The sequence below is a fragment of the Rhizobium sp. EC-SD404 genome (assembly GCF_902498825.1).
In the GTDB taxonomy this organism is placed as follows: domain Bacteria; phylum Pseudomonadota; class Alphaproteobacteria; order Rhizobiales; family Rhizobiaceae; genus Georhizobium.
This window is the reverse complement of the sequence record NZ_LR701459.1, coordinates 2291531-2317957: the sequence shown is the minus strand read 5'-3', so window position 1 is coordinate 2317957 and position 26427 is coordinate 2291531. Positions and strand designations below refer to the sequence as shown.

At 61.0% G+C, this 26427-nt stretch carries 24 protein-coding genes and 2 tRNA genes; 17 read left to right on the top strand and 9 right to left on the bottom strand.

Features of this window, described 5'->3' with window-relative positions; translation table 11 throughout:
* The first annotated feature begins 27 nt into the window (after window positions 1-27).
* The 6 genes from dusB (at window position 28) to GC125_RS11845 (ending at window position 7873) form a co-directional block, all read left to right on the top strand.
* Window positions 28-1053, top strand: a complete 1026-nt coding sequence (gene dusB, locus GC125_RS11870) for a tRNA dihydrouridine synthase DusB (protein WP_151985854.1) — start codon at window positions 28-30, stop codon at window positions 1051-1053.
* Window positions 1054-1067: 14 nt separating this feature from the next.
* The gene (locus GC125_RS11865; protein WP_151985853.1) at window positions 1068-2225 is read left to right on the top strand and encodes a two-component system sensor histidine kinase NtrB; all 1158 of its coding nucleotides are present in this window, start codon (window positions 1068-1070) and stop codon (window positions 2223-2225) included.
* Window positions 2222-3673, top strand: a complete 1452-nt coding sequence (gene ntrC / locus GC125_RS11860) for a nitrogen regulation protein NR(I) (RefSeq protein WP_151985852.1) — start codon at window positions 2222-2224, stop codon at window positions 3671-3673. Before GC125_RS11865 ends, ntrC begins: the two co-directional genes overlap by 4 nt.
* 97 nt (window positions 3674-3770) lie before the next feature.
* On the top strand, window positions 3771-6053 hold the full coding sequence (locus tag GC125_RS11855; RefSeq protein WP_151985851.1) for a sensor histidine kinase NtrY-like: 2283 nt from the start codon (window positions 3771-3773) through the stop codon (window positions 6051-6053).
* Window positions 6043-7407 (top strand): nitrogen assimilation response regulator NtrX, encoded by a 1365-nt coding sequence (gene ntrX, locus GC125_RS11850; RefSeq protein WP_151985850.1) that lies wholly within the window; start codon window positions 6043-6045, stop codon window positions 7405-7407. Before GC125_RS11855 ends, ntrX begins: the two co-directional genes overlap by 11 nt.
* A gap of 124 nt (window positions 7408-7531) precedes the next feature.
* Complete coding sequence (locus GC125_RS11845; protein WP_151985849.1) at window positions 7532-7873, top strand: hypothetical protein; 342 nt, start codon at window positions 7532-7534, stop codon at window positions 7871-7873.
* 199 nt (window positions 7874-8072) lie between these two features.
* Here the strand turns inward: GC125_RS11845 and GC125_RS11840 are convergent.
* Window positions 8073-8162 (bottom strand) — tRNA-Ser (locus GC125_RS11840).
* Window positions 8163-8260: 98 nt separating this feature from the next.
* On the opposite strand from GC125_RS11840, the gene GC125_RS11835 reads away from it, so the two are divergent.
* From GC125_RS11835 to mazG, 10 genes are all read left to right on the top strand, one after another.
* Window positions 8261-8827, top strand: a complete 567-nt coding sequence (locus GC125_RS11835; protein ID WP_286165485.1) for a hypothetical protein — start codon at window positions 8261-8263, stop codon at window positions 8825-8827.
* A 273-nt stretch (window positions 8828-9100) separates the two neighbouring features.
* Window positions 9101-10189: a septal ring lytic transglycosylase RlpA family protein gene (locus GC125_RS11830; protein WP_353617078.1), complete on the top strand. Its 1089-nt coding sequence runs from the start codon at window positions 9101-9103 to the stop codon at window positions 10187-10189.
* Between the two features lie 186 nt (window positions 10190-10375).
* On the top strand, window positions 10376-11476 hold the full coding sequence (locus GC125_RS11825) for a D-alanyl-D-alanine carboxypeptidase family protein (protein ID WP_286165483.1): 1101 nt from the start codon (window positions 10376-10378) through the stop codon (window positions 11474-11476).
* 122 nt (window positions 11477-11598) lie between these two features.
* Window positions 11599-12273, top strand: coding sequence for a dTMP kinase (gene tmk / locus GC125_RS11820; protein ID WP_151985846.1), 675 nt, complete (start codon window positions 11599-11601; stop codon window positions 12271-12273).
* Window positions 12270-13316 (top strand): DNA polymerase III subunit delta', encoded by a 1047-nt coding sequence (locus GC125_RS11815; RefSeq protein WP_151985845.1) that lies wholly within the window; start codon window positions 12270-12272, stop codon window positions 13314-13316. Before tmk ends, GC125_RS11815 begins: the two co-directional genes overlap by 4 nt.
* A gap of 56 nt (window positions 13317-13372) precedes the next feature.
* Window positions 13373-14923, top strand: a complete 1551-nt coding sequence (metG, locus tag GC125_RS11810; protein ID WP_151987834.1) for a methionine--tRNA ligase — start codon at window positions 13373-13375, stop codon at window positions 14921-14923.
* Between the two features lie 36 nt (window positions 14924-14959).
* Window positions 14960-15754, top strand: a complete 795-nt coding sequence (locus tag GC125_RS11805) for a TatD family hydrolase (RefSeq protein ID WP_151985844.1) — start codon at window positions 14960-14962, stop codon at window positions 15752-15754.
* Complete coding sequence (locus tag GC125_RS11800; RefSeq protein ID WP_151985843.1) at window positions 15751-16593, top strand: MBL fold metallo-hydrolase; 843 nt, start codon at window positions 15751-15753, stop codon at window positions 16591-16593. Before GC125_RS11805 ends, GC125_RS11800 begins: the two co-directional genes overlap by 4 nt.
* 23 nt (window positions 16594-16616) lie before the next feature.
* Complete coding sequence (locus GC125_RS11795; protein ID WP_286165482.1) at window positions 16617-17102, top strand: YbaK/EbsC family protein; 486 nt, start codon at window positions 16617-16619, stop codon at window positions 17100-17102.
* 171 nt (window positions 17103-17273) lie between these two features.
* Entirely contained in the window at window positions 17274-18101 is an 828-nt protein-coding gene (mazG, locus tag GC125_RS11790) for a nucleoside triphosphate pyrophosphohydrolase (protein ID WP_151987832.1), read from the top strand.
* A 41-nt stretch (window positions 18102-18142) separates the two neighbouring features.
* Here mazG and hflX read toward each other — a convergent pair whose 3' ends face one another.
* The 7 genes from hflX to GC125_RS11755 all read right to left on the bottom strand — a co-directional run bounded on the left by hflX (window position 18143) and on the right by GC125_RS11755 (window position 24844).
* Complete coding sequence (gene hflX, locus GC125_RS11785; RefSeq protein ID WP_502706098.1) at window positions 18143-19516, bottom strand: GTPase HflX; 1374 nt, start codon at window positions 19514-19516, stop codon at window positions 18143-18145.
* A 13-nt stretch (window positions 19517-19529) separates the two neighbouring features.
* Window positions 19530-19781, bottom strand: a complete 252-nt coding sequence (gene hfq / locus GC125_RS11780) for an RNA chaperone Hfq (RefSeq protein ID WP_126010377.1) — start codon at window positions 19779-19781, stop codon at window positions 19530-19532.
* Between the two features lie 117 nt (window positions 19782-19898).
* Window positions 19899-20762, bottom strand: coding sequence for a D-amino-acid transaminase (locus GC125_RS11775; RefSeq protein WP_151985840.1), 864 nt, complete (start codon window positions 20760-20762; stop codon window positions 19899-19901).
* A 33-nt stretch (window positions 20763-20795) separates the two neighbouring features.
* The gene (locus GC125_RS11770; protein WP_151985839.1) at window positions 20796-22280 is read right to left on the bottom strand and encodes a potassium transporter TrkG; all 1485 of its coding nucleotides are present in this window, start codon (window positions 22278-22280) and stop codon (window positions 20796-20798) included.
* A 6-nt stretch (window positions 22281-22286) separates the two neighbouring features.
* Window positions 22287-23663, bottom strand: coding sequence for a Trk system potassium transporter TrkA (gene trkA, locus GC125_RS11765; RefSeq protein ID WP_151985838.1), 1377 nt, complete (start codon window positions 23661-23663; stop codon window positions 22287-22289).
* Window positions 23664-23790: 127 nt separating this feature from the next.
* The gene (locus GC125_RS11760; RefSeq protein WP_199864559.1) at window positions 23791-24555 is read right to left on the bottom strand and encodes an outer membrane protein; all 765 of its coding nucleotides are present in this window, start codon (window positions 24553-24555) and stop codon (window positions 23791-23793) included.
* Window positions 24556-24768: 213 nt separating this feature from the next.
* Window positions 24769-24844: transfer RNA gene (locus GC125_RS11755), tRNA-Thr, on the bottom strand.
* Window positions 24845-24997: 153 nt separating this feature from the next.
* Between GC125_RS11755 and GC125_RS11750 the strand changes: the two genes are divergently transcribed.
* Window positions 24998-25771 (top strand): NAD kinase, encoded by a 774-nt coding sequence (locus GC125_RS11750; RefSeq protein WP_151985836.1) that lies wholly within the window; start codon window positions 24998-25000, stop codon window positions 25769-25771.
* A gap of 64 nt (window positions 25772-25835) precedes the next feature.
* On the opposite strand, the gene GC125_RS11745 is transcribed toward GC125_RS11750, so the two are convergent.
* Window positions 25836-26342 carry a single-stranded DNA-binding protein gene (locus GC125_RS11745; protein WP_151985835.1) on the bottom strand — a complete coding sequence of 169 codons (507 nt, stop codon included), beginning with the start codon at window positions 26340-26342 and terminating at the stop codon, window positions 25836-25838.
* Between the last annotated feature and the right edge of the window lie 85 nt (window positions 26343-26427).

Sequence of the window (26427 nt, the reverse complement as noted above, 5' to 3'; positions counted from 1 at the left end):
GGCAATTACAAAGGATGCCCTTTGCGCATGCAGCTTGAACCCGTCTCCCATCTTTCTGATCCCTGGGCGATCGGCACCGTCGTGGTTCGCAACCGTGTCGTGCTGGCGCCCATGTCCGGCGTGACAGATCTGCCGTTCCGGCGGCTGGCGCATCGGTTCGGGGCAGGCCTCGTCGTGACGGAAATGATCGCTAGCCGCGAACTCGTTGGCGACAGCGGTGACTCTCGCCGGCGCATGGCGCAGGAAAAAGGCGTCGTCCACGTGGTGCAGCTTGCCGGCCGCGACGCTTCCTGGATGGCCGAAGCTGCGAGGATCGCGGAAGGAGAGGGCGCCGACGTCATCGACATCAACATGGGCTGCCCGGCCAAGAAGGTGATCGGCGGCTATTCGGGCTCCGCGCTCATGCGCGATCCGGATCACGCGCTGTCGCTCGTCGATGCAACGATCGCTGCCGTTTCCGTGCCGGTGACCGTCAAAATGCGCCTCGGCTGGGACGAGAACTCCATCAATGCGCCGGCGATCGCAGCGCGGGCGGAGAATGCCGGCGCGGCGATGATTACGGTTCACGGCCGCACCCGGGAACAATTCTATGAGGGGCGCGCCGACTGGAATGCGATACGCGCTGTGCGCGACGCCATCTCGATCCCGCTCGTTGCCAATGGCGATGTGGCGACCACTGCCGATTGCGAGGCGATCATGGCCGCATCGGGCGCAAACGCCGTGATGGTCGGGCGTGCGGCTCAAGGGCAACCATGGCTGCCGGGTGCGTTAGCGGGAAGCGGGCTTGCCCCATCCAGCGCCGCCGGGATTTTGGACGTGGTGATCGAGCATTACGAGGCGATGCTCGCCCATTACGGAACCGAACTCGGCCTGCGCTGTGCGCGCAAGCACCTCGGTTGGTATCTCGGCCAGCATTGCGGGGACGTGTCCGCCGCGATGCGGTCCATCGTCATGGGCAGTCGTGACCCACAGGCCGTCATCGCTGCCTTGTCAGAGCTGTTTCTTGGTTCGGAAATTTCGATGAAGCCTACGGCATACGGCGAGGCCGCCTGATGAAGAGCGCAAAAATGAGCGCAGGCTCGGTCGGTCCCACCGACCTTCCTTCCGACGTTGGCGTAACCGCCCATGTCCTGAACACCATCCAGCATCCGGTCATCATGGTGAACGGCGAAGGCAACATCTCCTACGCCAACTGGGCAGCTGAGATCTTTTTCGGGGTGAGTGCCGACCTTTTACGGCGCCACACGATCGACCAATACATTCCGTTCGGCAGTCCTCTTCTTGCCCTGATCGACCACGTGCGCGAGCGCCGGGGACCTATCAACGAGTACCGGGTGGATTTGAGTTCGCCAAAGCTCGGAGGCGAGAAGCTCGTCGATCTTTATGTCGCGCCGGTTTCCGGTGAAGCCGACGACGACAATTCCGTCGTCATCGTGCTGCAGGTCCGCACCATGGCGGACAAGATCGACCGCCAGCTGACGCACCGGGCCGCGGCCCGCTCCGTGACCGGTCTTGCCTCCATGCTTGCGCATGAGATCAAGAATCCGCTTTCGGGAATTCGCGGCGCGGCACAGCTCCTGGAAAGCTCGGTCAACGATGAAGACCGCGCCCTGACGCGGCTCATTCGCGACGAGACGGACCGAATCGTATCGCTCGTGGACCGGATGGAAGTGTTCTCCGATGAGCGCCCGGTCGATCGCCAGCCCGTCAACATCCACTCGGTCCTCGACCATGTGAAGGCGGTTGCACTTGCTGGGTTCGCCCGCGACATCCGCATCAGCGAGCAATACGACCCGTCGCTCCCCTACGTCTTCGCCAATCGCGATCAGCTGATCCAGGTCTTTCTCAATCTGGTGAAGAACGCGAGCGAATCGATCGGCGACGCGGCCGATGGGGAAATCATGCTGACCACTGCCTATCGTCCGGGGATCCGCCTGTCGGTGCCCGGATCGCGGGAGAAGGTGTCGTTGCCGCTCGAATTCTGCGTCATCGACAATGGTCCGGGGGTGCCGGACGATCTGGTGCCTCATCTTTTCGATCCGTTCATCACCACGAAGACCAACGGATCGGGGCTCGGCCTCGCACTGGTTGCGAAGATCGTGGGTGCCCATGGCGGCATCGTGGAGTGTGACAGCCAGAACAAGAAGACCGTGTTCCGCATATTGATGCCGGTGTCCAAGGGCACGGCACTCTGGCCGGACGACGAAGCCGAGGCCAAGGCATGAAATCAGCGACAATTCTGGTAGCCGACGACGACGCCGCCATCCGCACAGTGCTCAATCAGGCTTTGACACGGGCGGGGTACGATGTCCGCATCACGTCGAATGCCTCGACACTCTGGCGGTGGATTTCGGCGGGCGAGGGCGATCTCGTCATCACCGACGTGGTGATGCCCGACGAGAATGCGTTCGACCTCCTGCCGCGAATCAAGAAGGCGCGGCCGGAACTCCCTGTTCTCGTCATGAGCGCGCAAAACACCTTCATGACGGCGATCAAGGCCTCTGAAAAGGGTGCCTACGACTACCTGCCGAAGCCGTTTGACCTGACAGAGATGATCGGGATCATCGGGCGGGCTCTGTCGGAGCCGAAGAAACGCGTGGATCGGGTCGATCCCGACCAGAACGACGGTATCCCGCTGGTCGGCCGCTCTGCTGCCATGCAGGAGATCTATCGCGTTCTGGCGCGGTTGATGCAGACTGACCTGACATTGATGATCACCGGCGAGTCCGGGACCGGCAAGGAACTCGTTGCCCGTGCGCTGCACGATTACGGCAAGCGTCGCAACGGACCCTTCGTCGCCATCAACATGGCAGCCATCCCGCGAGACCTCATCGAATCGGAGCTTTTCGGACACGAGAAGGGTGCGTTCACCGGTGCGCATAATCGCTCTACCGGCCGCTTCGAGCAGGCCGAAGGCGGCACGCTGTTCCTCGATGAAATCGGCGACATGCCCATGGAGGCGCAGACGCGTCTGCTGCGCGTGCTGCAGCAAGGCGAGTACACGACCGTCGGCGGGCGTACGCCGATCAAGACCGACGTGCGGATCGTGGCGGCGACCAACAAGGATCTGAAAACCTCGATCAATCAGGGTCTTTTCCGGGAAGACCTCTACTACCGCCTCAATGTCGTGCCGCTGCGTCTACCGGCACTGCGCGACCGGGCGGAAGACGTGCCCGATCTCGTGCGCCATTTCGTGAAGCTTTGCCAAAAGGAGGGCTTGGACGCCAAGCGCTTCGATGGCGACGCGCTCGAACTGATGAAATCCTATCCATGGCCGGGCAACGTCCGCGAACTGGAGAACGTGGTTCGCCGCCTTACGGCGCTCTATCCGCAAGAGGTCATCACACGAGAGATCATCGATAACGAGCTGCGCACGGATGCACCCAGCAGCGCGATCAGCAATGACGGGCTGTCCGGACCGGTCACGATATCCCAGGCCGTCGAAGAGAATATGCGGACCTATTTCGCCCAATATGGCGAGGACTTGCCGCCGCCGGGGCTCTACCACCGCGTCCTGCACGAGATGGAATTCCCGCTGATTCTCGCTGCCCTGACGGCCACACGTGGCAACCAGATCCGGGCTGCCGAGCTTCTCGGCCTCAACCGAAACACGCTGCGCAAGAAAATCCGCGAGCTCGGCGTCAGCGTGTATCGCAGCCAGCGCAGCGCTTGACCGGCTGACCAGATAGTTGCATTTTCGCCACAAAGCGTTGCTCTAAGGCAACGGCGGCCGAGTCGCCGCGGGGGAAACTTCCAACCATCTGGCGGACATGGCGATCAGTACTTTTTCAGTCGATAGCCAAAGTCACGGCGCCGCCCCACCGGGGGCGCTCGAACAGGGCGAAGGTCGCCGCATTCTTGCCAATCCAGGTCTGATCGTCGTCGTCACGGCACTGATCAGCGCTGTCGGATCTTTTGTGATCTTGATGGGACTGACGCCGATCGCGCCACGCGACGAAGTCGTGATGACGGCCGTCATCGTCAACCTCATCTTCGTCGTCGCACTTCTCGGTCTGATCGCCTACGAAATCCGCCGCGTTTTCCAGGCACGTCGGCGCGGAAAGGCGGCTGCACGTCTCCACGTTCGCATCATCGGCCTCTTCTCGATCGTCGCCATCGTACCGGCCATCCTGGTTGCGATCGTTGCGTCCATCACGCTGGATATCGGGCTCGACCGCTGGTTCTCCATGCGTACCCAATCGATCGTCAGTTCGTCGCTCGATGTGGCCGAAGCCTATGTCACGGAGAATGCACGGTACCTGCAGGGCCAGACCGTTTCGATGGCCAACGATCTTGACAATGCCCGTCAGCTCTATTCGCTGGACCGCACGGGCTTCCAGGTTCTGCTGACCAGGCAGGCGACGGGACGCGGGTTGCTGGGTGCCTTCCTGGTGCGCGACGACGGCACCGTCATTTTGCGTGCAGATATCGAGACGGAGCGGCCGTTGCCGGCCATTCCGCCGGATGCGCTGCGCTCGGCGAGCGAGGGCCGTCCGACACTGATTCCGCCGGGTGTCACCAATCTCGTGGGTGCGATCATGCGCCTGCAGGACATTCCGGATACGTTCCTCTACACGATCCGCGCCGTCGATCCCGATGTCATCCAGTCCATGCGGTTGATGGAAGACAACATCGCCGAATACCAGGCGCTGGAGTCCAATCGCGGACCGCTGCAGCTCGCGTTCGGAATTCTCTATATCGGCTTTGCCCTGATCGTGCTTCTTGCCGCGATCTGGACCGCGATCGCCGTTGCCGACCGCATCGTAAGGCCAATCCGGCAGCTGATCGGCGCGGCAGACCAGGTGGCGGCGGGTGATCTTTCCGTTCAGGTGCCTGTGCGAGGATCGGACGGCGACGTCGCGCATCTGTCGGACACGTTCAACAATATGATCGTTCAGATCGGGACGCAGCGCGACCAAATCCTGTCCGCGAAAGACGAGATGGATGAACGCCGACGCTTTACCGAAGCAGTGCTGTCCGGCGTTTCGGCAGGGGTGATGGGCATCGACCGTGACGGCGGTGTCGCCATCTCCAACTCGTCCGCCGAGATCATGATGAACACACCGTCCGGCGGCTTGGTCGGGCGACGCCTGGCGGATATCGCGCCCGAGATCGACGCCGTGCTTTCGCAGGCCGTGCAACGCAAGCGCCAGGAAGCCCGCGAACAGGTGACCGTCATCCGCAGCGGCACGGAGCGAACCTTGAACGTGCAGGTGACGCGCGAAGAATCGCTTAGCGAAGAAAATTCTTATGTGGTGACGCTCGACGACATCACAGATCTCGTCATCGCCCAGCGCTCCACCGCCTGGGCCGACGTTGCCCGTCGCATCGCGCACGAAATCAAGAACCCGCTGACCCCGATCCAGCTCTCCGCCGAACGTATCAGGCGGCGTTACGGGAAGCAGATCAACCAGGACGACCGCGCCGTTTTCGACCAGTGCACGGACACGATCGTGCGCCAGGTCGAAGATATCGGTCGCATGGTCGACGAGTTCTCGGCATTTGCACGCATGCCCAAGCCTACCAAAGAGCCGGCGGACCTCAAAAACATCCTGCGCGATGCGATCTTTCTACGCGAGGTCAGCCGGAACGACATTTCCTTCAAGCTCGTTGCCGCAAGCGGGCCGATCCAGGGTCTTTTCGATGCTCGGATGCTGGGACAGGCATTCTCCAACCTGATCAAGAACGCCAGCGAGGCGATCGATGCCGTGCCCGCGGATTCCGAGCGTGACGGCAGGCGCATCGAAGTTCGTGCGCGCACCGAAGAGGATCAGATCGTCGTCGATGTGATCGACAACGGTCGCGGATTGCCGATGGAAAACAGGAACCGCATCCTGGAGCCCTACATCACCATGCGTGAGAAGGGCACCGGACTGGGTCTGGCGATCGTCAAGAAGATCGTCGAGGACCATGACGGCTCTCTCGAACTGCACGACGCGCCGCCGGACTTCGATTCCGGCCGTGGCGCGATGGTTCGGGTGCGCCTTTCGACGGGTGCGAAAGAAACCGATAGGGACAGCACAATGCTTGAGGAGGCCAATCATGGCGTCTGACATTCTCGTCGTGGACGACGAGCAGGACATTCGCGAACTCGTCGCAGGTATCCTCTCCGACGAAGGACACGAAACGCGCACCGCCTATGACAGCGACAGCGCAATCCAGGCGATTTCCGACCGCGTTCCGCGGCTGGTCTTCCTCGACATATGGCTGCAGGGCTCGCGGCTGGACGGGCTGGCTTTGCTGGACGAAATCAAGACGCGTTATCCCGACCTTCCGGTGGTGATGATCTCGGGTCACGGCAACATCGAGACTGCCGTTTCGGCCATCAAGCGGGGCGCCTACGATTTCATCGAGAAGCCGTTCAAGAGCGACCGCCTGATCCTCATTGCGGAACGTGCGCTCGAGACATCCAAGCTCAAACGCGAAGTCAGCGAGTTGAAGCGGCGAAGTGGGGATGCGGTCGAACTGATCGGTACCTCGATCGCCATTTCGCAGATGAAGAACACGATCGACAAGGTAGCACCGACCAACAGCCGCGTGATGATCCTCGGTCCGTCGGGATCCGGCAAGGAACTGGTCGCGAGGCTGATCCACCGCTATTCAAGCCGGGCGAATGGCCCGTTCGTCGCCATGAATGCCGCGGCAATCACGCCGGAGCGCATGGAAATGGCGCTGTTCGGCACCGAGAACAACAATGGCTATGAGCGCAAGGTCGGCGCACTGGAGGAGGCCCATGGCGGCATTCTCTATCTCGACGAAGTGGCGGACATGCCTCGCGAGACGCAGAACAAGATCCTGCGGGTGCTCGTCGACCAGCAGTTCGAGCGGGTAGGCGGTTCCAAGCGCGTCAAGGTGGATGTGCGCATCATTTCCTCCACCGCATTCAATCTCGAGCAGATGATCGCGGAAGGGCTTTTCCGACAGGATCTCTTTCATCGCCTGGCGGTGGTGCCGATCAAGGTTCCGTCACTTGCGGAACGACGAGAAGACATCCCGTTCCTCGTCGACGTCTTCATGCGTCAGATCGCTGAGCAGGCCGGCATCCGGCCGCGCCCGATCGCCGACGATGCCATGGCGGTTCTGCAGGCGCATGACTGGCCGGGAAACATCCGGCAGCTGCGCAACAACATCGAGCGGCTGATGATCCTTGCGCGAAACGACGGCACCGACAAGCCGATCACCGCCGACATGCTGCCCGGCGAGATCGGCGACATGCTGCCGAAGACCGCGAGCCGCGGCGACAGCCACATCATGACGCTGCCATTGCGCGAAGCCCGCGAAATGTTCGAGCGCGATTACCTGATCGCCCAGATCAACAGGTTCGGCGGCAATATTTCGCGGACATCGGAATTTGTCGGCATGGAGCGTTCCGCCTTGCACAGAAAGCTGAAATCACTCGGGGTCTGACGAAAACGTTCACCTTCATCGTTCCTTAACCCTGTGGGCGGAAACTTTTCCGTGAAAGGATCTCATTCGCGCCGCCAGACCTTTTGATTGTCCTGGCTGATCGGAACGCACGAGGAGTTGAGCGATGGCAGGCATGGATACGCCGATTGTTCAAAGCACAATGGCCTGGTCGGCTGCCGCGGCGCCTCCGGCTCCGGCCGATGACCTCTCCACGATCAAGAATGCGATTGTTTCAACGGTTACGCCAGCACGGCGGGCCGCGACACTGCAAGCAGCCGGCTTGATCGGAGCGGCTGTCCTGACGCAGCAACAAAGCTTTGTGGAAACGGACAGTGCAACCGGCGATGCGTCGCTCGGGATCCGGACCTATTACGAACAGCTGGAAGATCGCTTCGATCCCGCTGAAGGACCCGTCATCTTCGGTCTGCGCGACGATGTTGCGACTATCGGATCTTTCTGGATTTGATTGAGCTGGCGGTCTCCTTTGGGAGGAAACCCAACTTCGGTTTCAGACAATTATTTCGTCCCGAAGTATCGTTATTCGCCGATCGTTCGAGCAGCGACTTTCATGCCTGCAAGACCGGCGCCTTAAGGCTCGTTCTGCAATGTCACGAGGTTCGGCAGTGGCCCCGAGCGAGGTCCGATAGATCCAGTCTATAGGCGTGTGGCGGAGGGGGTGGGATTCGAACCCACGGTACGGTCTCCCGCACGCCGGTTTTCAAGACCGGTGCCTTAAACCGCTCGGCCACCCCTCCATAGGTGCATCGTTCGATCTGCGCTGGTTCGGATCATGGGGCGATCGCTGCGCTTTCCGAGCATCGGCGCTTCTAGCGCGTGGGAAACAGCGGCGTCAATGGCACCGCTCGTCGGCCGCACAATCCAGCCGCGTCCAAGAAAATGCCTTTATATCAAAAGGCAAGAAAAAGTGACCGATCTTGCCCGCAACAGCCTGCCTTACGTTGAACCGTTCGGCATGACCCTGCGTTTTCAGAACCAGACAGCTTTACCTGATCTGGAGACGATGATGAACGCGTTGAACAAGCTGGTCGCCTTTGCGACCCTATCGTCGGCCTTGCTCTTGAGCGTCGCCTCGGCACAAGAGCCCGTCGAGGGCAATGGACTGGAAACGCTGATATCGGGGAAACGGGTCTATCTCTCGACCCCTTATGGCGGTGAATTTCCCTTGATTTACAATGTGGATGGCACCGTCACCGGAGATGGATCCGAGTTGGGCCTCGCCCGCTTCTTCGCCCCGCGCGAGACCGGGAAATGGTGGGTGGAGGGCGCAAATCTCTGCCAGCAATTTCCCACATGGTACAAGGGCGAAGTGTCCTGTTTCACCATCGAAAAGACCGGCGATGCGACCATTACGTGGGTTAGAGATGATGGTCAGAGCGGCAGCGCTCGCATCGAGAGCTAGTTAGATTTCGTAGATTTTGTCGCGGGGCGCGGTCGCAAATGTGGCCGCGCCCTTCTCATTTCTGCCATGATTGACCGGGATTTAGGCGACCGAGAACGTGGGGACGTTGTGTCGCCGAGCCGCCGGTGTATTTTACGGCGCTCTGGTGGCAGACTTTGCGGGACGAGAGGCGGCTTGACCAATTCAAAAAGACCATCTGGTGCGGGGGCGCATCGACACAGCAACGACAGCGCGCAAGCAGCATCGTTTCGTTCGTTGGGCGTAAGCCGCGTCGTGACCCTCTGCTTCCTCGGCCTTTCGACGGCGGCATGCACGACGACCGGCGACAGCACCGCCACTTCCGAGCCGATCGTTCAGCAGGCTAAAATCGATACGGCGCCGCCATTCACCGAAGCAGAATATGGCGTGCCAGCGAGCACACGCGTTACGACAGCGCTTTCGGTCCCTAAAGGCGGCGGACGCCAGATGGTGGGAAAACCCTATCAAATAGCTGGTAAATGGTACACGCCGGCCGAGGATCCCGACTACAATCGCTCCGGATTGGCGTCCTGGTACGGACCTAATTTCCACGGTCGACGCACGGCCAATGGTGAAGTCTACGATCAGCACCATCTTTCCGCGGCGCATCCCACCTTCCCATTGCCGAGCTATGCGCGCGTGACGAACGAAGAGAACGGCCATTCCGTGATGGTGAGAGTGAACGACCGCGGACCGTTTACCCGCGGACGGATCATCGACGTTTCGAGCAAGGCAGCCGATCTGCTTGATTTCAAGAATGACGGCGTCGCCAGCGTCAACGTCGAATATGTCGGTCCAGCCGAGTTGGACGGCCACGACATGCCGTTTCTGATGGCGTCCTATCGCCGTCCTGGCGAGAATGGCCCCACGGTCGCCCCCGAAGGCCAGATCGCATCCGGCGTGATGCTGGCGATGAACAGCGGCGCAGCAAGCGGCGTGCCGGGTGTCATGAGCGACGCCCAGATGGCGCAGCAGCAGTTGCTTCAGCCGGCAGCTGAACCAACAGCGTCTACGGAAGCGCCAGCAGCACCTGTCGCACAGCAGATCGAGTCGACCAACATCGCCGCGCAGACGCTCGACGCGACTGCAGCGCCTGCCGTAGCACCCGTCGGTGGCGAGGCTCTTGCCGTTGTTCTGACGTTGCCCGATATCGGTCCCGTTCTGCCCGAGCGGCCTTCGTTCGAGACTGCGAAGACGGAACGTGTTTCGGTGTCGGCCTATGCGGAAAATCGTCTGCAGGCGGCTTCCGGCGCCTTCGATACGGTTCTGGTCGACGATGATGCCGTCTTGTCGGTGGAAACGATCATCGGCGCCTGGAAAAACCGGACGGCTGCCAGCCGTTAAGGCTTGCTGACCTACCCGTTACCCATAAATCGGAAACGTGCCCCGAGGATTTATTGATCGGGGTCGTTCCGCTTGCTACGCTCAGTCTCGGTAGGGATGCCTTTGGACTGGGGTGGCGGCATGGCTCGTTCGACCAATGATTTCGCACGTGTGATCGGTTTCAGCGTCATCCTCTGGGTGGCATGCATGGGTTTAGCGCATGCTCAGCTGTTCGAGACACGCGCCAAGCAGGCCTATCTGGTCGAGGCTGAAACAGGCACGGTCCTCTACGCCAAGAACGAAAACGAAGCCGTTCCTCCGGCATCTCTCGCCAAGCTGATGACGATGGAACTCGTTTTCAGCGCCATCAAGTCGGGCCGCCTTTCGATGAACGACGAGTTCGTCGTTTCTGAAAACGCCTGGCGGACGGGCGGCGCTATTTCCGGCACATCGACTATGTTTGCGGAACTCGGGTCCTCCATTCGTCTGGAAGACCTTATCCAGGGCGTCATCGTCCAGTCCGGCAACGATGCATGCATCGTGATTGCCGAAGGCATGGCAGGTTCGGAGCCGAACTTCGCGGGCCTGATGACCGAGCGCGCCCGACAATTGGGCATGGAAACGTCCGTCTTCGGCAATGCGACGGGTCTGCCGCATCCGGATGCCCGCGTAACCATGCGCGAGCTCGTCGTGCTGGCACGGCATATCCAAGCGGCTTATCCTGAATATTATCGCTTCTATTCGCAGCCCGATTTCACCTGGAACGATATCCGTCAGTCCAACCGCAACCCGCTGCTGAACGCAAATATCGGCGTCGACGGCCTGAAGACCGGCTACACGGAAGAATCTGGCTACGCCATCGTCTCCTCGATCGACCGGGATGGTCGACGGCTTTTTCTCGCCATGAGCGGAATGGCGACCGAGCGGGAGCGCGCCGAGGAAGCGCGCAAGATCCTGGAATGGGGCATGCGCGCCTTCGAGCGTCGTCCGGTTTTTGCAGCCGACGAAGTCGTCGGCTGGGCGAGCGTCTATGGTGGGGAAGGCGGCTCCGTGCCGCTGAAGGCCAAGGGCCCGATCGACATCTTCGTGCCGGCAGCCAATGCCGACCGGCTGTCGGCGCGGATCGTCTATGACTGGCCGCTAGAAGCGCCGCTCGAAGAGGGCGCACAGGTCGGACATCTTCGCGTCTGGATCGGCGAGACGCTCAGCCAGGAAACCCCGCTCTATGCGGCGGCTGCGGTCGGCGAGGGGCCCATCCACCGGCAGGCTCTCGACGCGCTGCAGGAATTGCTGCTCGGCTGGATGTAGCCGCATCAACGCACAGGGCCGTTCTAAAGGCGGTTCACCGCCGGGTGGAATTCCGTTAAGACACCCGGGATCGGCCCGAGCTTCCGGGCTTGCCACATGAACTTCTTCAGGTAACGCCCATCTTGTCCGAACGCCGCGGCATATTCATCACGTTCGAAGGCGGCGAGGGCACCGGCAAGTCCACACAGGTTCGAGCTTTGAGGGAAACGTTGACGCTACGCGGATACGACGTTCTCGCAACGCGCGAACCGGGCGGTTCACCCGGCGCCGAAGCCGTGCGGCACGTGCTCCTGTCGGGCGCCGCCGAGGAATTCGGCATTCGCATGGAAGCGACGCTCTTTGCGGCGGCGCGTAGCGACCACGTCGAAGAGGTCATCCGGCCGGCCGTCGCGCGGGGGACGATCGTGCTTTGCGATCGGTTCATGGATTCGACGCGTGTTTACCAGGGCGTGACGGGCAATCTCGAGCCGCAATTCGTCAAGGCACTCGAACGGATCGCCGTCAACGGATTGATCCCGGATCTCACCATCGTCATAGACGTTCCCGCCGCGACAGGCCTGCAGCGTGCGGCGCAAAGAGCCGGCGACCAGGTGGCGCCCGACCGGTTCGAGAAGGAGGCTGTGGCAACGCATGAGATGCGGCGCCAGGCGTTTCTCGATATCGCGCTGGCCGAACCGGACCGCTGCAAGATCGTCGACGGAACGCAGCCGCTTTCCGACGTGACGGCAGACATTCTTGCCCTGGTCGATCTTCAACTGCATCGCATGGATCGCCGCCAAGGGAGTGCCAGATCTTGACCTCTGACGCTGACGGCCTTGATGGCGGGATCAGCCCTCGTGAGAATCCCGGTCTTGTCGGGCATCACGACGCGGCCGCGTTCCTTGCGCAGGCCTATCGCAGCGGACGCATTCACCACGCGGTGCTGATCGAGGGCCCGGAAGGCATCGGCAAGGCAACGCTCGCGTTCCATTTCGCGCAGCACGTCCTGACTTATCCCGATCCGGCGAAGGCCCCCGAGACGCTTGCCGTTCCCGACCCCGCATCTTCAGTCTTTCGCCAGGTCGCTTCCGGCGCTTCCCACGACCTTTTGCATCTTACGCGTCCGGTCGACGAGAAGACCGGCCGCGTGAAGAGCGCAATCACCGTGGACGAAGTTCGGCGGGCAGGGCGCTTCCTGCAGCAGACATCCGGAACCGGCGGATGGCGCATCGTCATTGTCGATCCGGCCGACGATCTGCATCGGTCCGCCGCGAACGCGATCCTCAAGATGCTCGAGGAGCCGCCGGCGCGGGCGATGTTCCTCGTGGTTTCCCATGCGCCCGGCAGGCTCCTGCCCACCATCCGGTCTCGATGCCTGACGCTTCGCCTCACACAGCTCTTTCCCGAAGAGGTGGCTGCGGGACTGCGTCGGCTGCCGGTCGGTGCCAGTCTCGACGCTGCGGTGATCGAGAAAGTTGCTCTGCGCTCGGAAGGCAGCCTGCGCCGTGCGATCATGATGCTGAACTATGGAGGGCTGGATCTCATCGACGCCCTCGAAAAGCTCCTCCAGGCCGGCAAGGACGCCTCGCGCCGCGACATGCACGCGCTGGCCGATACGCTGGCCGCGCGAGAGCGTGAGGAGGCCTACGGTTTCTTCAGCGACTATGCGCTGGCACGCCTTGGCGACATGGCGCACGACTCCGGCGTTCAGGGCATGACTGCCCGTGCCGCGCGGCAGGCAGAGGCCGCCGAGCGGGCCTCCCGTGACCTGCAGACGGCTCAGGCCTACAATCTCGACCGGAAGCAAACGATGCTTTCACTGCTGGGCGTGCTGATCGAGGCCGCTCAGCCATGGCCATGACCGGGCTTTTGTCCTAAGACGCCACAAACGCAATGGAACCGCTCGATCCCGACGCCATGAACAAGAACAATCGCTTCTACATCACGACCGCCATTTCCTATCCGAATGCGAAGCCGCATATCGGCCATGCCTACGAGTTGATCGCGACCGATGCCTTGGCGCGCTTCCAGCGCCATGACGGCAAGGACGTCCTGTTCCTCACCGGGACGGACGAGCACGGCCAGAAGATGCTGCAGACTGCGCGCAAGCTCGAGATGGACGTGCAAGAGCTTGCAGACCGGAATTCGTCCGAATTCAAGAAGATGGGCGAACTTCTCAACGCGTCGAATGATGATTTCATCCGCACGAGCGAAGAGCGTCACCATGCCGCCTGCCGGGACATCTGGCAGCGGATGGAGGCCGCCGGTCACCTCTACAAGGATGTCTACTCCGGCTGGTACTCGGTCCGTGACGAGGCCTATTACCAGGAAGGCGAGACCGAACTGCGCGCCGATGGCCAGCGCTACGGGCCGCAGGGGACGATCGTCGAATGGGTCGAAGAGGAGAGCTATTTCTTCAAGCTCTCGGCCTTCGCCGAACCATTGCTGAAGCACTACGAGGAGAACCCCGACTTCATCGGCCCGGCCGAACGACGCAACGAGGTCATCTCCTTCGTGAAGGGCGGGCTCAAGGACCTGTCCATGTCGCGCACGACGTTCGATTGGGGCATCAAGGTTCCCGGCGACGAGCGGCACGTGATGTATGTGTGGGTCGACGCCCTCACAAACTACATCACCGCAACGGGCTATCCCGATGAAAACAGTGAGAGAGCGGCTTTCTGGCCTGCGGACATCCACATCATCGGCAAGGACATCATCCGCTTCCATGCGGTCTATTGGCCGGCATTTTTGATGTCGGCTGGCCTGCCTCTACCGAAGCGCGTCTATGCCCATGGCTTCGTCTTCAATCGCGGGGAGAAGATGTCCAAATCGGTCGGCAACGTCGTCGATCCGTTCGATCTCGTCACGCATTTCGGGCTGGACCAGGTACGCTACTTCCTGCTGCGAGAGGTGCCGTTCGGGCAGGACGGCAACTACAGCGAGGACGCGATCGCGACGCGCACCAATGCCGATCTTGCCAACGATCTCGGCAATCTGGCCCAGCGGTCGCTGTCGATGATCGCTAAGAACTGCGAGGGCAGGGTGCCGGCTTGTGGCGAGCTGTCGGCCAACGACCGTGAGATTCTGTCTGCCGCCGATGCGCTTCTGGAGCCGGTCCGCGACGACATGAATGCGCAGGCGATCCACAAGGCATTGGCCCGCGTGTTCACAGTCGTTTCCGATGCCAACCGCTATTTCGCCGGTGAAGAACCATGGGCGCTGCGCAAGACCGATCCGGCGCGCATGGAAACCGTGCTCTATGTCACGATCGAGGTCATCCGGCAGGTGGCCATTCTCTGCCAGCCCTTCATGCCGCAATCAGCCGCAAAGCTGCTGGATCTCCTGGCGGTCGGCGAAGACGCGCGCGACTTCGCGCAGTTGGGCGATGCCGGACGGTTGGTGAGCGGCACTGCGTTGCCGACACCATCGGGTGTCTTTCCGCGCTACGTGGCGCCCGAAAGCGTCTGAGCGCCGGATCGTCAAAAACAAGCATGAGGCGTGGGAATGCTTATCGATAGCCATTGCCATCTCGACTTTCCCGATTTTGCCGAGGAGCGCGACGCCATAGTGGAGCGCGCACGGGTGGCCGGCGTCGGTCGGCTCGTCACGATCTCGACGCGCGTGCGCCGCTTCGACGGCATCCGTGCGCTGGCGGAGGCCTACGAAAACGTGTTCTGTTCTGTCGGCACCCACCCGCACAACGCGGCCGAAGAACAGGATGTCACGACCGAAGAACTGATCGAACTCTCGCGGCATCCCAAAGTCGTTGCGATGGGCGAAGCCGGCCTTGACTATTTCTACGACAAGGCACCACGCGACCTTCAGGCTCGGGGCTTTCGCCGACACATCGCTGCGTCGCGCCAAACTGGGCTGCCGCTCGTGATCCATGCACGCAACGCAGACGACGATATGATCGCGATCCTTGAAGAGGAAAGCGGGAAGGGCGCCTTCCCGTTCATCCTGCATTGCTTCTCTTCCGGCGCGCGCCTCGCAGAAGTCGGCGTGGCGCTTGGCGGCTACGTGTCGTTTTCGGGCATTCTCACCTTCAAGAAATCCGAAGCGCTGCGTGCAATCGCCAAAACGGTGCCGATCGACCGGTTGCTCGTCGAAACGGACGCACCTTATCTGGCGCCTCAGCCTTATCGTGGAAAACGCAACGAGCCAGCTTATGTCGTCGAGACGGCGCGCGTGCTCGCGGAGGTCAAAGGTATCAGCGTCGATGTCCTGGCCAAACAGACGACGGAAAACGTGTTGAGAGTGTTTTCGCGCATGCCCGCCATTGCTGCCAACAGCGAATGACCGACCGCATGGTGCGCAGGCGGTTCACCATTCTTGGATGCGGCTCTTCGCCCGGGACGCCGCGCATCGACGGCGACTGGGGCGCTTGCGATCCCAGCGAGCCGAAAAACCGGCGTACCCGCGCTTCGTTCCTGATCGAACAGATTGCAGAGGATGGTGGCCGCACGACCGTGGTCATCGATACCGGACCGGATTTCCGCGCTCAGATGATTGCGGCCGAGGTTCGCGCACTCGATGCCGTGATCTACACCCATCCGCATGCGGACCACATCCACGGCATCGATGATCTGCGGATATTCGCGCTGTCTGCACGGCGGCGCATGCCGATCCATGCCGACGCGTTCACGCTGAGACGGATCCACGAAGGTTTTGCCTATTGCATCGAGACGCCGGAAGGCAGCGATTATCCGCCGATCGTCATGCCTGTTCTGATCGAGGATGACGATCGGCCGATCGTGATCTCAGGTGCCGGTGGGGATATCGAATTCAGGCCGCTCCGACAAATCCACGGGTCTATCCAATCGTTGGGTTTCCGGATCGGTGACGTAGCTTATTGCTGCGATATCAGCGACTTCCCGGACGAAACCGTCTCGAAACTTCAGAATCTCGACGTTCTGATCATCGATGCGCTCCAGTATCGCGAGCATCCGAGCCATCTGTCGCTAACTCAGGCGATGTCCTGGATCGAGCGGCTCAAGCCGCGTCAGACCTATCTGACACATATGCATATCCCGATGGACTACGCGACCGTCGACAGAGAGACGCCGGACAACGTGACGCCAGCGTTCGATCTGCTGCGCTTTGAACGGGACTTCTCGCTGGAGGAATGGAACAGGTGACCAATAACGCTTCTCGAGCCAAGATGGCGAGCATCGACAGGGTTGCGGCAGACGCCGCCGAACTCGGACTGGCAATCGAAATCCGCACGCTCGACGCCTCGACACGCACGGCAGAAGAAGCTGCGGCGGCTTGCGGTTGTGACGTGGCTCAGATCGTCAAATCGCTCGTCTTCGAAGACAGTGGAGCTGGCGAGATCGTCCTGCTACTCGTGTCAGGTCGTCACAATGTGGATCTCGATTTCCTGCGCAGCCATCATGGCCTCGACCTTCGCCGGTGCGATCCGCGCCGGGTTCGCGACGAAACCGGATTCGCGATCGGTGGCGTTGCGCCGATCGGACATCTGACGAAGCCGAGCATCTGGATGGATCGCGTGCTTGATGGCTTTGGGATTGTTTATGCCGCGGCAGGCAGGCCGAACAGTGTCTTTGCTGTCGACCCCCGGCAACTGCGGCAGGCTATCGGTGCGACAGCTCTGAATGTGAATCAGAAAAGCGCCGCATCACATTGATCGGTTGATTTAAATCGCCCACCCAGTCACAAGTCGCATAAACCTTCTAGTTCCATAATATATCTTATGCGATTTTGATGTGTCCGTTATTGGCGCGGCTGGCCTGTGGAAATTTGCGGCTGGCAAAGATCATGCTGTGCCCGGACAGAGATGCTGCGCTACACATCTCTCATGCAGCCCTCACGCGACATCGCCGCCCTTCTCGACATCATGGCTCGGCTTCGGGATCCACAGACCGGCTGCCCGTGGGACATCAAGCAGTCCTTCGAGACGATCAAGCCCTATACGATCGAAGAAGCTTACGAGGTGGCCGACGCCATCGAGCGCGGTGATCGCGACGATCTCTGCGACGAGCTGGGCGATCTTCTTCTGCAAGTCGTCTTTCACGCGCGCATGGCCGAGGAAGAACAGTCGTTCGATTTTGGCGAAGTCGTGCGTGCCATCACGGCCAAGATGATCCGACGCCATCCGCATATCTTTGCGGATCGTGAGGCGTCCGACGCTGCGGCCGTCAAGGCGACTTGGGATGAGATCAAGGCTGCCGAACAGGCCGCGAAAGCGGAAAATCGGGCAGCCCGTGGACTGCCAGCGACGGACCGGGAAGGGCTGCTGGATGGTGTTCCCCGCGCCCTACCCGCATTGACCGAAGGCCTGAAGCTTCAGCAGAAGGCTTCGAAAGTAGGCTTCGACTGGGCTGATCCTGAACCTGTGCTCGACAAGATCGAGGAAGAAATCGCCGAGCTGCGCGAAGCCCTGGCCGGCGGTCGCCCCGAAGCGGTGAAGGACGAGATCGGCGACCTGATTTTCGCGATGGCCAATCTCGCCCGACAGCTCGACGTGGATCCCGAGCAGGCACTGCGTGACACCAATACAAAGTTTCGGCGCCGTTTCGGTCATATCGAACGGACATTGGATGCCGATGGCGTCGCGCTTGCCGACGCCGGGCTGGAGCGCATGGAAGCGCTGTGGCAGCAGGCAAAACAGATCGAGCGCGGCTGACGACGAACGATCTCGCCTTTCAGCCGGAGACCATCAGAGCTTCATTCTTCCGAATGACTGCTCAGGCGAATCTCAAGATCCCGGAAATCGTGCTCCGTAACCTCGACGTCGAGTGAGACCGTGCCATCGTCGTTGTCGACACGATTGCGGATGTTTGCGTGCTCATAAAGCCACGACAGCGTCGCCTGGTCCTCGGTTCCGATAACAACCTGACGTTCGATCGTCTGGCCGGAAAGGGCCTCTTCGACTTTCGACAGGAGACGATCAACGCCCTCGCCCGTGATGGCGGACACGACGACCGTATCGGCCATAGTGGCAGCCTTCTCGCTGACGGCGGTTGCAGCTTCCGGCGCAAGCCGGTCGATCTTGTTCCAGACCTCGATGATCGGCGCACGGGAGATAGCGTCTTCGCCACCAAGACCGAGCTGTTCGAGGATCGCACGTACATCCTCAGCCTGGGCGCCCGTATCCGGGTCGGCGATGTCGCGCACATGGAGCACGAGATCGGCTTCCAGCACTTCTTCGAGCGTCGCGCGGAAGGCGGCCACCAGATGGGTCGGCAGGTTCGAGATGAAACCCACCGTGTCGGACAGGATCACCGCCCTGCCCTTGGGCAGTTTCATGCGCCGAAGCGTCGGGTCCAGCGTCGCAAACAGCATGTCCTGCGCCATTACCGATGCGCCGGTGATGCTGTTGAAGAGCGTGGACTTGCCGGCATTCGTATAGCCGACGAGCGCAACGATCGGATGCGGCACCTTCTTGCGCTTGGCACGGTGAAGCTGGCGGGTGCGGCGCACCTGCTCCAACTCCCGCTCCAGCTTGATGATCTTGTCCTGAAGGATGCGGCGGTCGGCTTCGATCTGCGTTTCGCCAGGACCGCCGATGAAGCTCGTCGATCCACGCTGGCGCTCAAGGTGGGTCCAGCTGCGAACCAAACGGCCCTTCTGATAGTTCAGATGTGCGAGTTCGACCTGCAGCACGCCTTCCCGCGTCGATGCGCGGCTGCCGAAGATTTCGAGAATGAGGCCCGTGCGGTCGATGACCTTCGCATGCCATTCCCGCTCGAGATTGCGCTGCTGGACGGGTGTCAGCGGGTGATCGACGATGACGAGGCCAGCATCGAGGCTGTCGAGCATGCCGCCGATCTCTTCGACCTTGCCGCTGCCGAGCAGCGTCGCCGGCTGCGGCTTGGCGACCGACACCACGGCCGCATGCACGATCTCGAGATTGATCGCGCGGGCAAGCCCCACGGCTTCTTCGAGACGCGCCTCGTCGGAGCGTTCGACCGAGCCGGACTTATCGCCCCGCGTGTCACGTTTCAGGATTGGTACGAGCACGAAGGCGCGCTTATCGTCACGAAGCTTCCGCTTCGGCGTATCGTCGGCCTTCTCGTCTTTATCACGCTGTCTGATGATCAATCAGCCTTGGTCACGATCCACTGCCGGCACTGTCGTCGCTCTCGAACATCTGAAGCGGCTGGCCCGGCATGATCGTTGAAATCGCATGTTTGTAAACGAGCTGCGAATGCCCGTCTCGGCGCAGGAGTACGCAGAAATTATCGAAGGACGTCACGACACCGGTCAGCTTGACCCCATTGATCAAAAAGATCGTCAGGGAAATCTTCTGCTTGCGAACGGTGTTGAGAAACAGGTCCTGCAAATTTTGAGAACGTTCCGCCATGGCGCCGCATCTTTCTTTTTTGCCGACCTCGACCGGGCCGGATAATCGTCACACTGTAACCCTTTGAAAATATGCTAAAAAAGAGAAGTGTGAAGGTCCCCTATTCCCTTGGTGGTATCAGGTTGGTGTCTTTTCTGCAACGTCAAAAAAGGCATCCCGCATTTCCGCTGACATGGTGCCGGGGTGTCCGTTGGCAATGGTGGTTCCGTCCAGCGTCACGATCGGTATGACGACGGAGGTTGCAGCCGTCAGGAACATTTCCCGCGCGCGCTTGGCTTCCTCGACTGTGAACGCGCGCTCCTCCACCTTGAGATCGAGCTTGGCCGCGACATCCATGACCGTGGCCCGGGTGATGCCGCGCAGGATGCCGTGGTCTGCCGGTCGGGTCATCAAGATCCCGTCTTCGCTGACGATCCAGACATTGGTGGCGGCACCTTCCTTGATGGTCCCGTCCGCATCCACGAAAATCGCCTCCTGCGCCCCTTGGGTCTTGGCCTTTTGCCGGGCCAGCACGTTGGGCAGGAGGCCGACAGTCTTGATGTCGACGCGATCCCAGCGGTTTTCGGGCACGGTGATGACGCTGATCCCCTTCTCGACCTTTGCCCGCACGACGCGGGGGTCGGTCTTCTTTGCCGTCACGACGAGCGACGGCATGGTGGTCGCGTTGGGAAACACATGATCACGGCGCGCGACGCCGCGGGTGACCTGCAGGTAGACGAGCCCGTTGCGCACGCGGTTGCGGCGCACGACTTCGCGCAGCACCAGCTTGAACGCGTCCCGGCCAAGCGGCCAGTCCATCTGCAGTTCGCTGAGCGACCGCGCTAGCCGATCGAGATGGCGGGTCATGTCGACAATGAAGCCCTGACGGACCTCACAGACCTCATAGACGCCATCGGCAAACTGATAGCCGCGGTCTTCCACGTGCACAGCAGCCGCGCCATGGGGCAGATAGCGTCCGTTCACATAGGCGATGCGCGACATGATCGAATTCCCTTTCAGGTTGCTGCGGATGATTCAGCGCTGCAGCCAATATTTGATGTTGATTACGGCGAAGACGATGAGCACTTCAAGCCTGCCGATCGTCATGAGCACGATGGCCGGAAGAAGCGCCGTCGCCGGCAGCGCCTCGAAGGCGGGCCATGAGTCAGCCATGGCCTGAGAGCTCTCCGCCTCGATCGGGATCAGCGCTTCGTAGGCAGGGCTTGCTCCTGCAAAAAATGTTACCGCCATCGCCAGCCCGCCTTCGAAATTGGCTGCGGTTGCGGTGATCAGAACCGTTCCAGTGGCGATGCAAAGCAGCGCCAGGACAAAATAAGACCAAACGGCGCGGATGGAATCATCGCCGATGTGGTCGCGCCCGAATTTCGATGGGGCGACTGCGCTTGGATAGATCAGACGGTTCAGCTCGGCCTTGGCAAAGATCCACATGGTGGCAAGGCGATAGACCTTGATGCCGCCCGAGGTCGAATAGACGCTTGCCCCTACGAACACGACGCATAGGACAAGAAAGGATGGCAGGAGCCCGAATATGCCAGGACGCGTCTCCGTTCCACTTGTCGCTATAAGTGATGCCGCGGTGAAAAATCCTTCCACGAGCGACGCGAGAAGGCCGGATACCGAAAACGAGCCCGATGCCTCTGATATGCGCGCGGCATAGACGACGCCCAATCCCACGATCGCGACGATCACGATCTTTGCTTCGCGGTTGTCGGCCAGCACACGCCTTGGATTGCGCAGGATATTTCGGCGCCAGAACACGCTGAGCGTCCCGAAGCACAAGCCGACCGCCAGAACGAAGATGGCTCCCATGCCGATATGCTCGTCGAGTGTACCTTCGAAGGGCAGAAATCCGCCTGTCGAGATGCTCATCATGGCGAGCATGAACGCGTTGGCCGGCTCAACGCGGGCGATGACAAGCATCAGCGCGATGGCGATCGTCAGCGCTCCGTACTGCCAGAAGATGGAAGAATAAGCGGCGATCGCACCCCAGTGGCCGTCGGCCCTACCGCCTGATCCACGGCGTCTGGCACTTGCCTTGAGCCCACCGAAGCCCGCCGGGGCCAGAACGTGGATGATCGAGACCAGAATCAGAAAACCGCCATACCATTCGAGCGATGAGCGCCAAAACAGAAGCGCCGTAGGCATACTCTGACGCTGCAGCACGGTCGCGCCAGCCGTCGTTAATGCCGACACGCCTTCGAACCAGGCCTGCATGAACCCGAGGCCGACCAGCGCCATCATACAGAGCGCGGCGGTGATGGGCGTGACGATCCAGACCAGGACGAGAGAGACGAAATTCAACTCTCGCTCCAGCGGCCCGATCCGCTGTGACAGCGAGGCCAGCACCATCGTGCAGATGCAGGCGCCGAATGCGGTGACGAGTGCCATATCCTCCGCCAACGCGAATTCGCCACCGGCAAGCGCGATCAGCAGCGCCGGAATGAGCAGAGCGAGAACGCCACCGGAGGCAAGGGTAAGGAGATAAATCGCGCCGAGCATCGGCGGTCAGAAGAATTCTAGGCTGACGCGGAACATCTGTTCGACATGGCGGACGTCGCGCGAGCGGGCAAACATGACGACCCGGTCCTTAGACTTGATTTTGGTCGATCCCGTCGGCTGCACCACCTGCTTGTCGCGGTAGATGGCACCAATGCGCACGCCATCCGGCAGATCGAGATCCCGCAACGGTTTGCCGACGAGGGGCGATGTATCCATTGCTTCGGCCTCAATCACCTCGGCCTGCCCCTTCTCCACGCTGTAAACTGCGCGGATCCGGCCTCGGCGCACATGCTGAAGTATGCGCGAAATGGTGACGGCCCGGGGATTGATATAGGCATCGATCCCCATCGGCTTGGTGAATTCCTGGAAAGACGGTTCGTTGATCAGCGCAAGGCTAGCCTTGCAGCCGAGGCGCTTTGCCATGACGCTGGTAAGGATGTTCACCTGGTCATCATTGGTCAGCGAGACGATGAGATCGGCGTCATGAATATCGGCTTCGGTGAGGATCGACTGGTCGAGAGACGAGCCGTTCAGCACCACCGCCCGGCGCAACTGATCCGCGATCGCGATGGCGCGGCTGCGATCATGCTCGATGATCTTGACCTTGATGCTCGGCTGCCTTTCCTCGATCGCCTTGGCGACGAAATAGCCGACATTGCCGCCGCCGGCGATGACGATTCGGATCGCTTCGGGCTCCTCGTGGCCGAACAGGCCGAGCGTGCGACGGACATGGTCCTTATCGCAGATGACATAGGCCAGGTCCCCGGTGCTAAGCTGGTCGGTGGAATGGGGCACCATCAACTCGCCATCGCGCACGACGCCGACGACCGTCGCGGTCAGGTCCGGAAAGAGTTCCGAAAGCTGCTCCAGCGGCGTGTTGACGACCGGGCAATCTTCAAGGCATTCGATTGCAACGAGAACGATCGCGTCGTTGGCGAAGCGTACGGCATCGGTTGCGCCCGGCAGTGCGATACGGCGCAGCACCATCTTGCCGACTTCCACCTCGGGCGAGATGATGACGTCGATCGGCATGTGCTCGCGGGAAAAAAGGTCGAGATAGTGCGGCGCCAGATAGTTCTGCGCGCGAATGCGGGCGATCTTCGTCGGGACGTTGAAAAGCGAGTGCGCCACTTGGCAGGCGACCATGTTCACTTCGTCCGACAGCGTGACGGCGATGATCATGTCCGCCTCCTCAGCGCCGGCTTGCGCCAGCACTTCCGGATGGGCTCCATGGCCGACATAGCCGCGCACATCGAGCGTGTCGCGGATGGCGTTGATCAGCGTGGCCGATGTGTCGATAACGGAGACGTCGTTCTGTTCCTGGGCCAGCTTCTCAGCAATGCCGAAGCCGACGCGCCCCGCCCCGCAAATAATGATTCGCATGCCCTGCCCGTTCGGTCGCGTGGATTCGCTCAGATACGCCGCACCTTAATGCGCCGCGTCGGGTAGAGCTATAGATGTGTTCGGCGAGATGGAAGGCGGTCAGAGTTCGACCGCCTTCCGGAGTGTCCTAGAAGCGGAATGAGACCTTCGCCTGGACGGTGTGGAAGTCGAACGAGCGATCCGTTCCAAAGCCCGTCGTGCCGGCGCCGAAAGGACCGCCTACGAGGTTGGCATTGAAATCGTTGTCGCCGAGATCGGTATAGAGGTACTCGAGACCGACCGAGATGTTCGATGTGACCATGGCTTCGACGCCGGCACCGACCGTGTAGCCGAAGTCATCGTCCTGACCGCCAGACGTCGTCGTCGTGGCGCCCGAGCCGGGCTGTTCGTAGGAGAAGTCGACCTCACCATAGGCGAGACCGGCCGTTCCGTAGACCAGGAAGCTGCTGCCGATCGCATAGCCGACGCGTCCGCGCAGCGTTGCGAGGTAGTCGAGTTCACGGGTGACCGTGTAACGAGCAGGCGTGACGGAGAAGCCGTTCTGCGTGTCCGAAACGTCCGTGGCCGAAATGTCGATGATACCGCCGAAGACGAAGTTACCGGACTGAATGTCGTAACCGGCATGCACGCCGCCGATCAGACCGGTATCAAAATCACCCGAAAAGCCGGGTGCGAAAGCGCCCTGCAGTGCCGGCGTAAAGGGTGACAGGCCGAATGTGCCCGTTTCGCCGAAAACGCCGCCGAGCTGGCCGCCGACGTAGAAGCCCGACCAATCGGCAGCAGCCATCATTGGGGCCGCCGCAGGCGTCGGCTCGTTGTACATTACCGCGTCGGCTGCCATAGCCGGTGCGGCCGCGGCCAAGATGGACGCGGTCAAGATCAGTCTCTTCATGTTCCGATTCTCCAGAAACGTATGAGGCTGTCCGGCCATGAACACTATTGGTCGCGTGCGATGCATCCGCAAGCTGAGATTGCGGCGCAATGTCGGTGGTGCGTGTAGTGATGCCAGAATGTCACTTTTTTGAGCTTGCAGCCGTAGATTACGGCGCTCGAAATGACAAAATGTCAGGAAAATTGGTGGCCAGGTCGATCTTTGCGCCGGAACTGGTGCCCCCGGAGAGACTCGAACTCCCGACCCTCTGATTACAAATCAGATGCTCTACCAACTGAGCTACAAGGGCACGGGCGGGTGATTAGCACAATTGCCGGCGCTGTAAAATGAGAAATGCACCGGCTCGCGACGCAGAAAAATTTGCGTCGGAAGCGACTGCTCGGCGCTTGCCCCATCCCTCATCCGTCTCCAATGTGCCGCATCAATTGGGAGATGAGACCGGATGGCGCGCCCTACGGATAAATTGAGTTTCATTTCGAGCAATGCTCCGGACGCGCAGGCGGCCCGCCTTGATCTGGAAGCGCTGTTTGGCACGTATGCCCCCGAGGATGCGGACGTTATCGTCGCACTGGGTGGCGACGGGTTCATGCTGCAGACGCTGCATCGCATGATGAATTCCGACAAAGTGCTTTACGGCATGAACCGGGGTTCGATCGGCTTTCTGATGAACGAGTATGCCAAGGACGGCCTGCGCGAACGCATCGAGCGCGCGGTCGAAAGCGAGATCAATCCACTCGAAATGGTGGCCACCGACGAGGATGGCACCGAGACGCACGCTTTTGCGATCAATGAAGTCTCGGTCCTGCGTCAGTCCTACCAGGCTGCAAAGCTGCGTGTCAGCGTCGATGGCAAGGTCAGGCTCGAAGAGCTCGTCTGTGATGGGCTGATGGTCGCGACGCCAGCTGGCTCGACCGCGTACAATCTGTCGGCACACGGCCCGATCCTGCCGCTCGTCTCGCCGCTTCTGGCGCTGACGCCGGTCAGCGCATTCCGTCCTCGGCGTTGGCGCGGTGCGCTTCTCTCGAACAAGGCAGAAGTTACGATCGAGGTGCTCGAGCGCGAAAAGCGGCCGGTCAACGCCGTTGCCGACAACACGGAAGTCAAGTCCGTGCGGCTTGTCCGCATCGTTCAGTCGAGGCAGACGACCGCCCGCCTTCTGTCGGATCCCGACCATTCCTGGGACGATCGGATCCTGGCCGAACAGTTTCTCTACTGAAGAAAGTTGCGCGATGCGGGGCCCTCCCCGCATCGCTCTTCAAATGTTCGAGACGACTTTTCGGTCAGAACGGAATTTCGTCGTCCATGTCGCGGGAGAAGTCGTCGTTGCGTGGCGCGGGTGACTGCCGGTTGTAGTCGTTGCCGCCACCACCGCCGCCCGAATAATCCGAGCCGCCGCGTCCGCCGCCGCCGCTGGGCGCCATGCCGCCACCTTCGCCGCGTCCGTCGAGCATCGTCAGGGTCGAGTTGAAGCCCTGCAGCACGATCTCGGTCGAGTACTTGTCCTGGCCGCTCTGGTCCTGCCATTTGCGGGTCTGAAGCTGGCCCTCGATATAGACCTTGGCGCCCTTCTTCAGGTAGCTTTCCGCGACCTTACAAAGGCCTTCATTGAAGATGACGACGCGGTGCCATTCGGTCTTCTCCTTGCGTTCGCCGGAGTTGCGATCGCGCCAGGTTTCCGATGTCGCGACGGACAGATTGGCAATCGGACGGCCGTCCTGTGTGCGGCGGATTTCCGGGTCGGCACCGAGATTTCCGACGAGAATGACCTTGTTGACGCTTCCTGCCATGGTGAATGCCTTTTAATAGTCGCCGGTCGAATGGTCTTCAGTTGAATAGCCTTGAGCCACTGCCGCGCGATCGTCATTTGAAAGG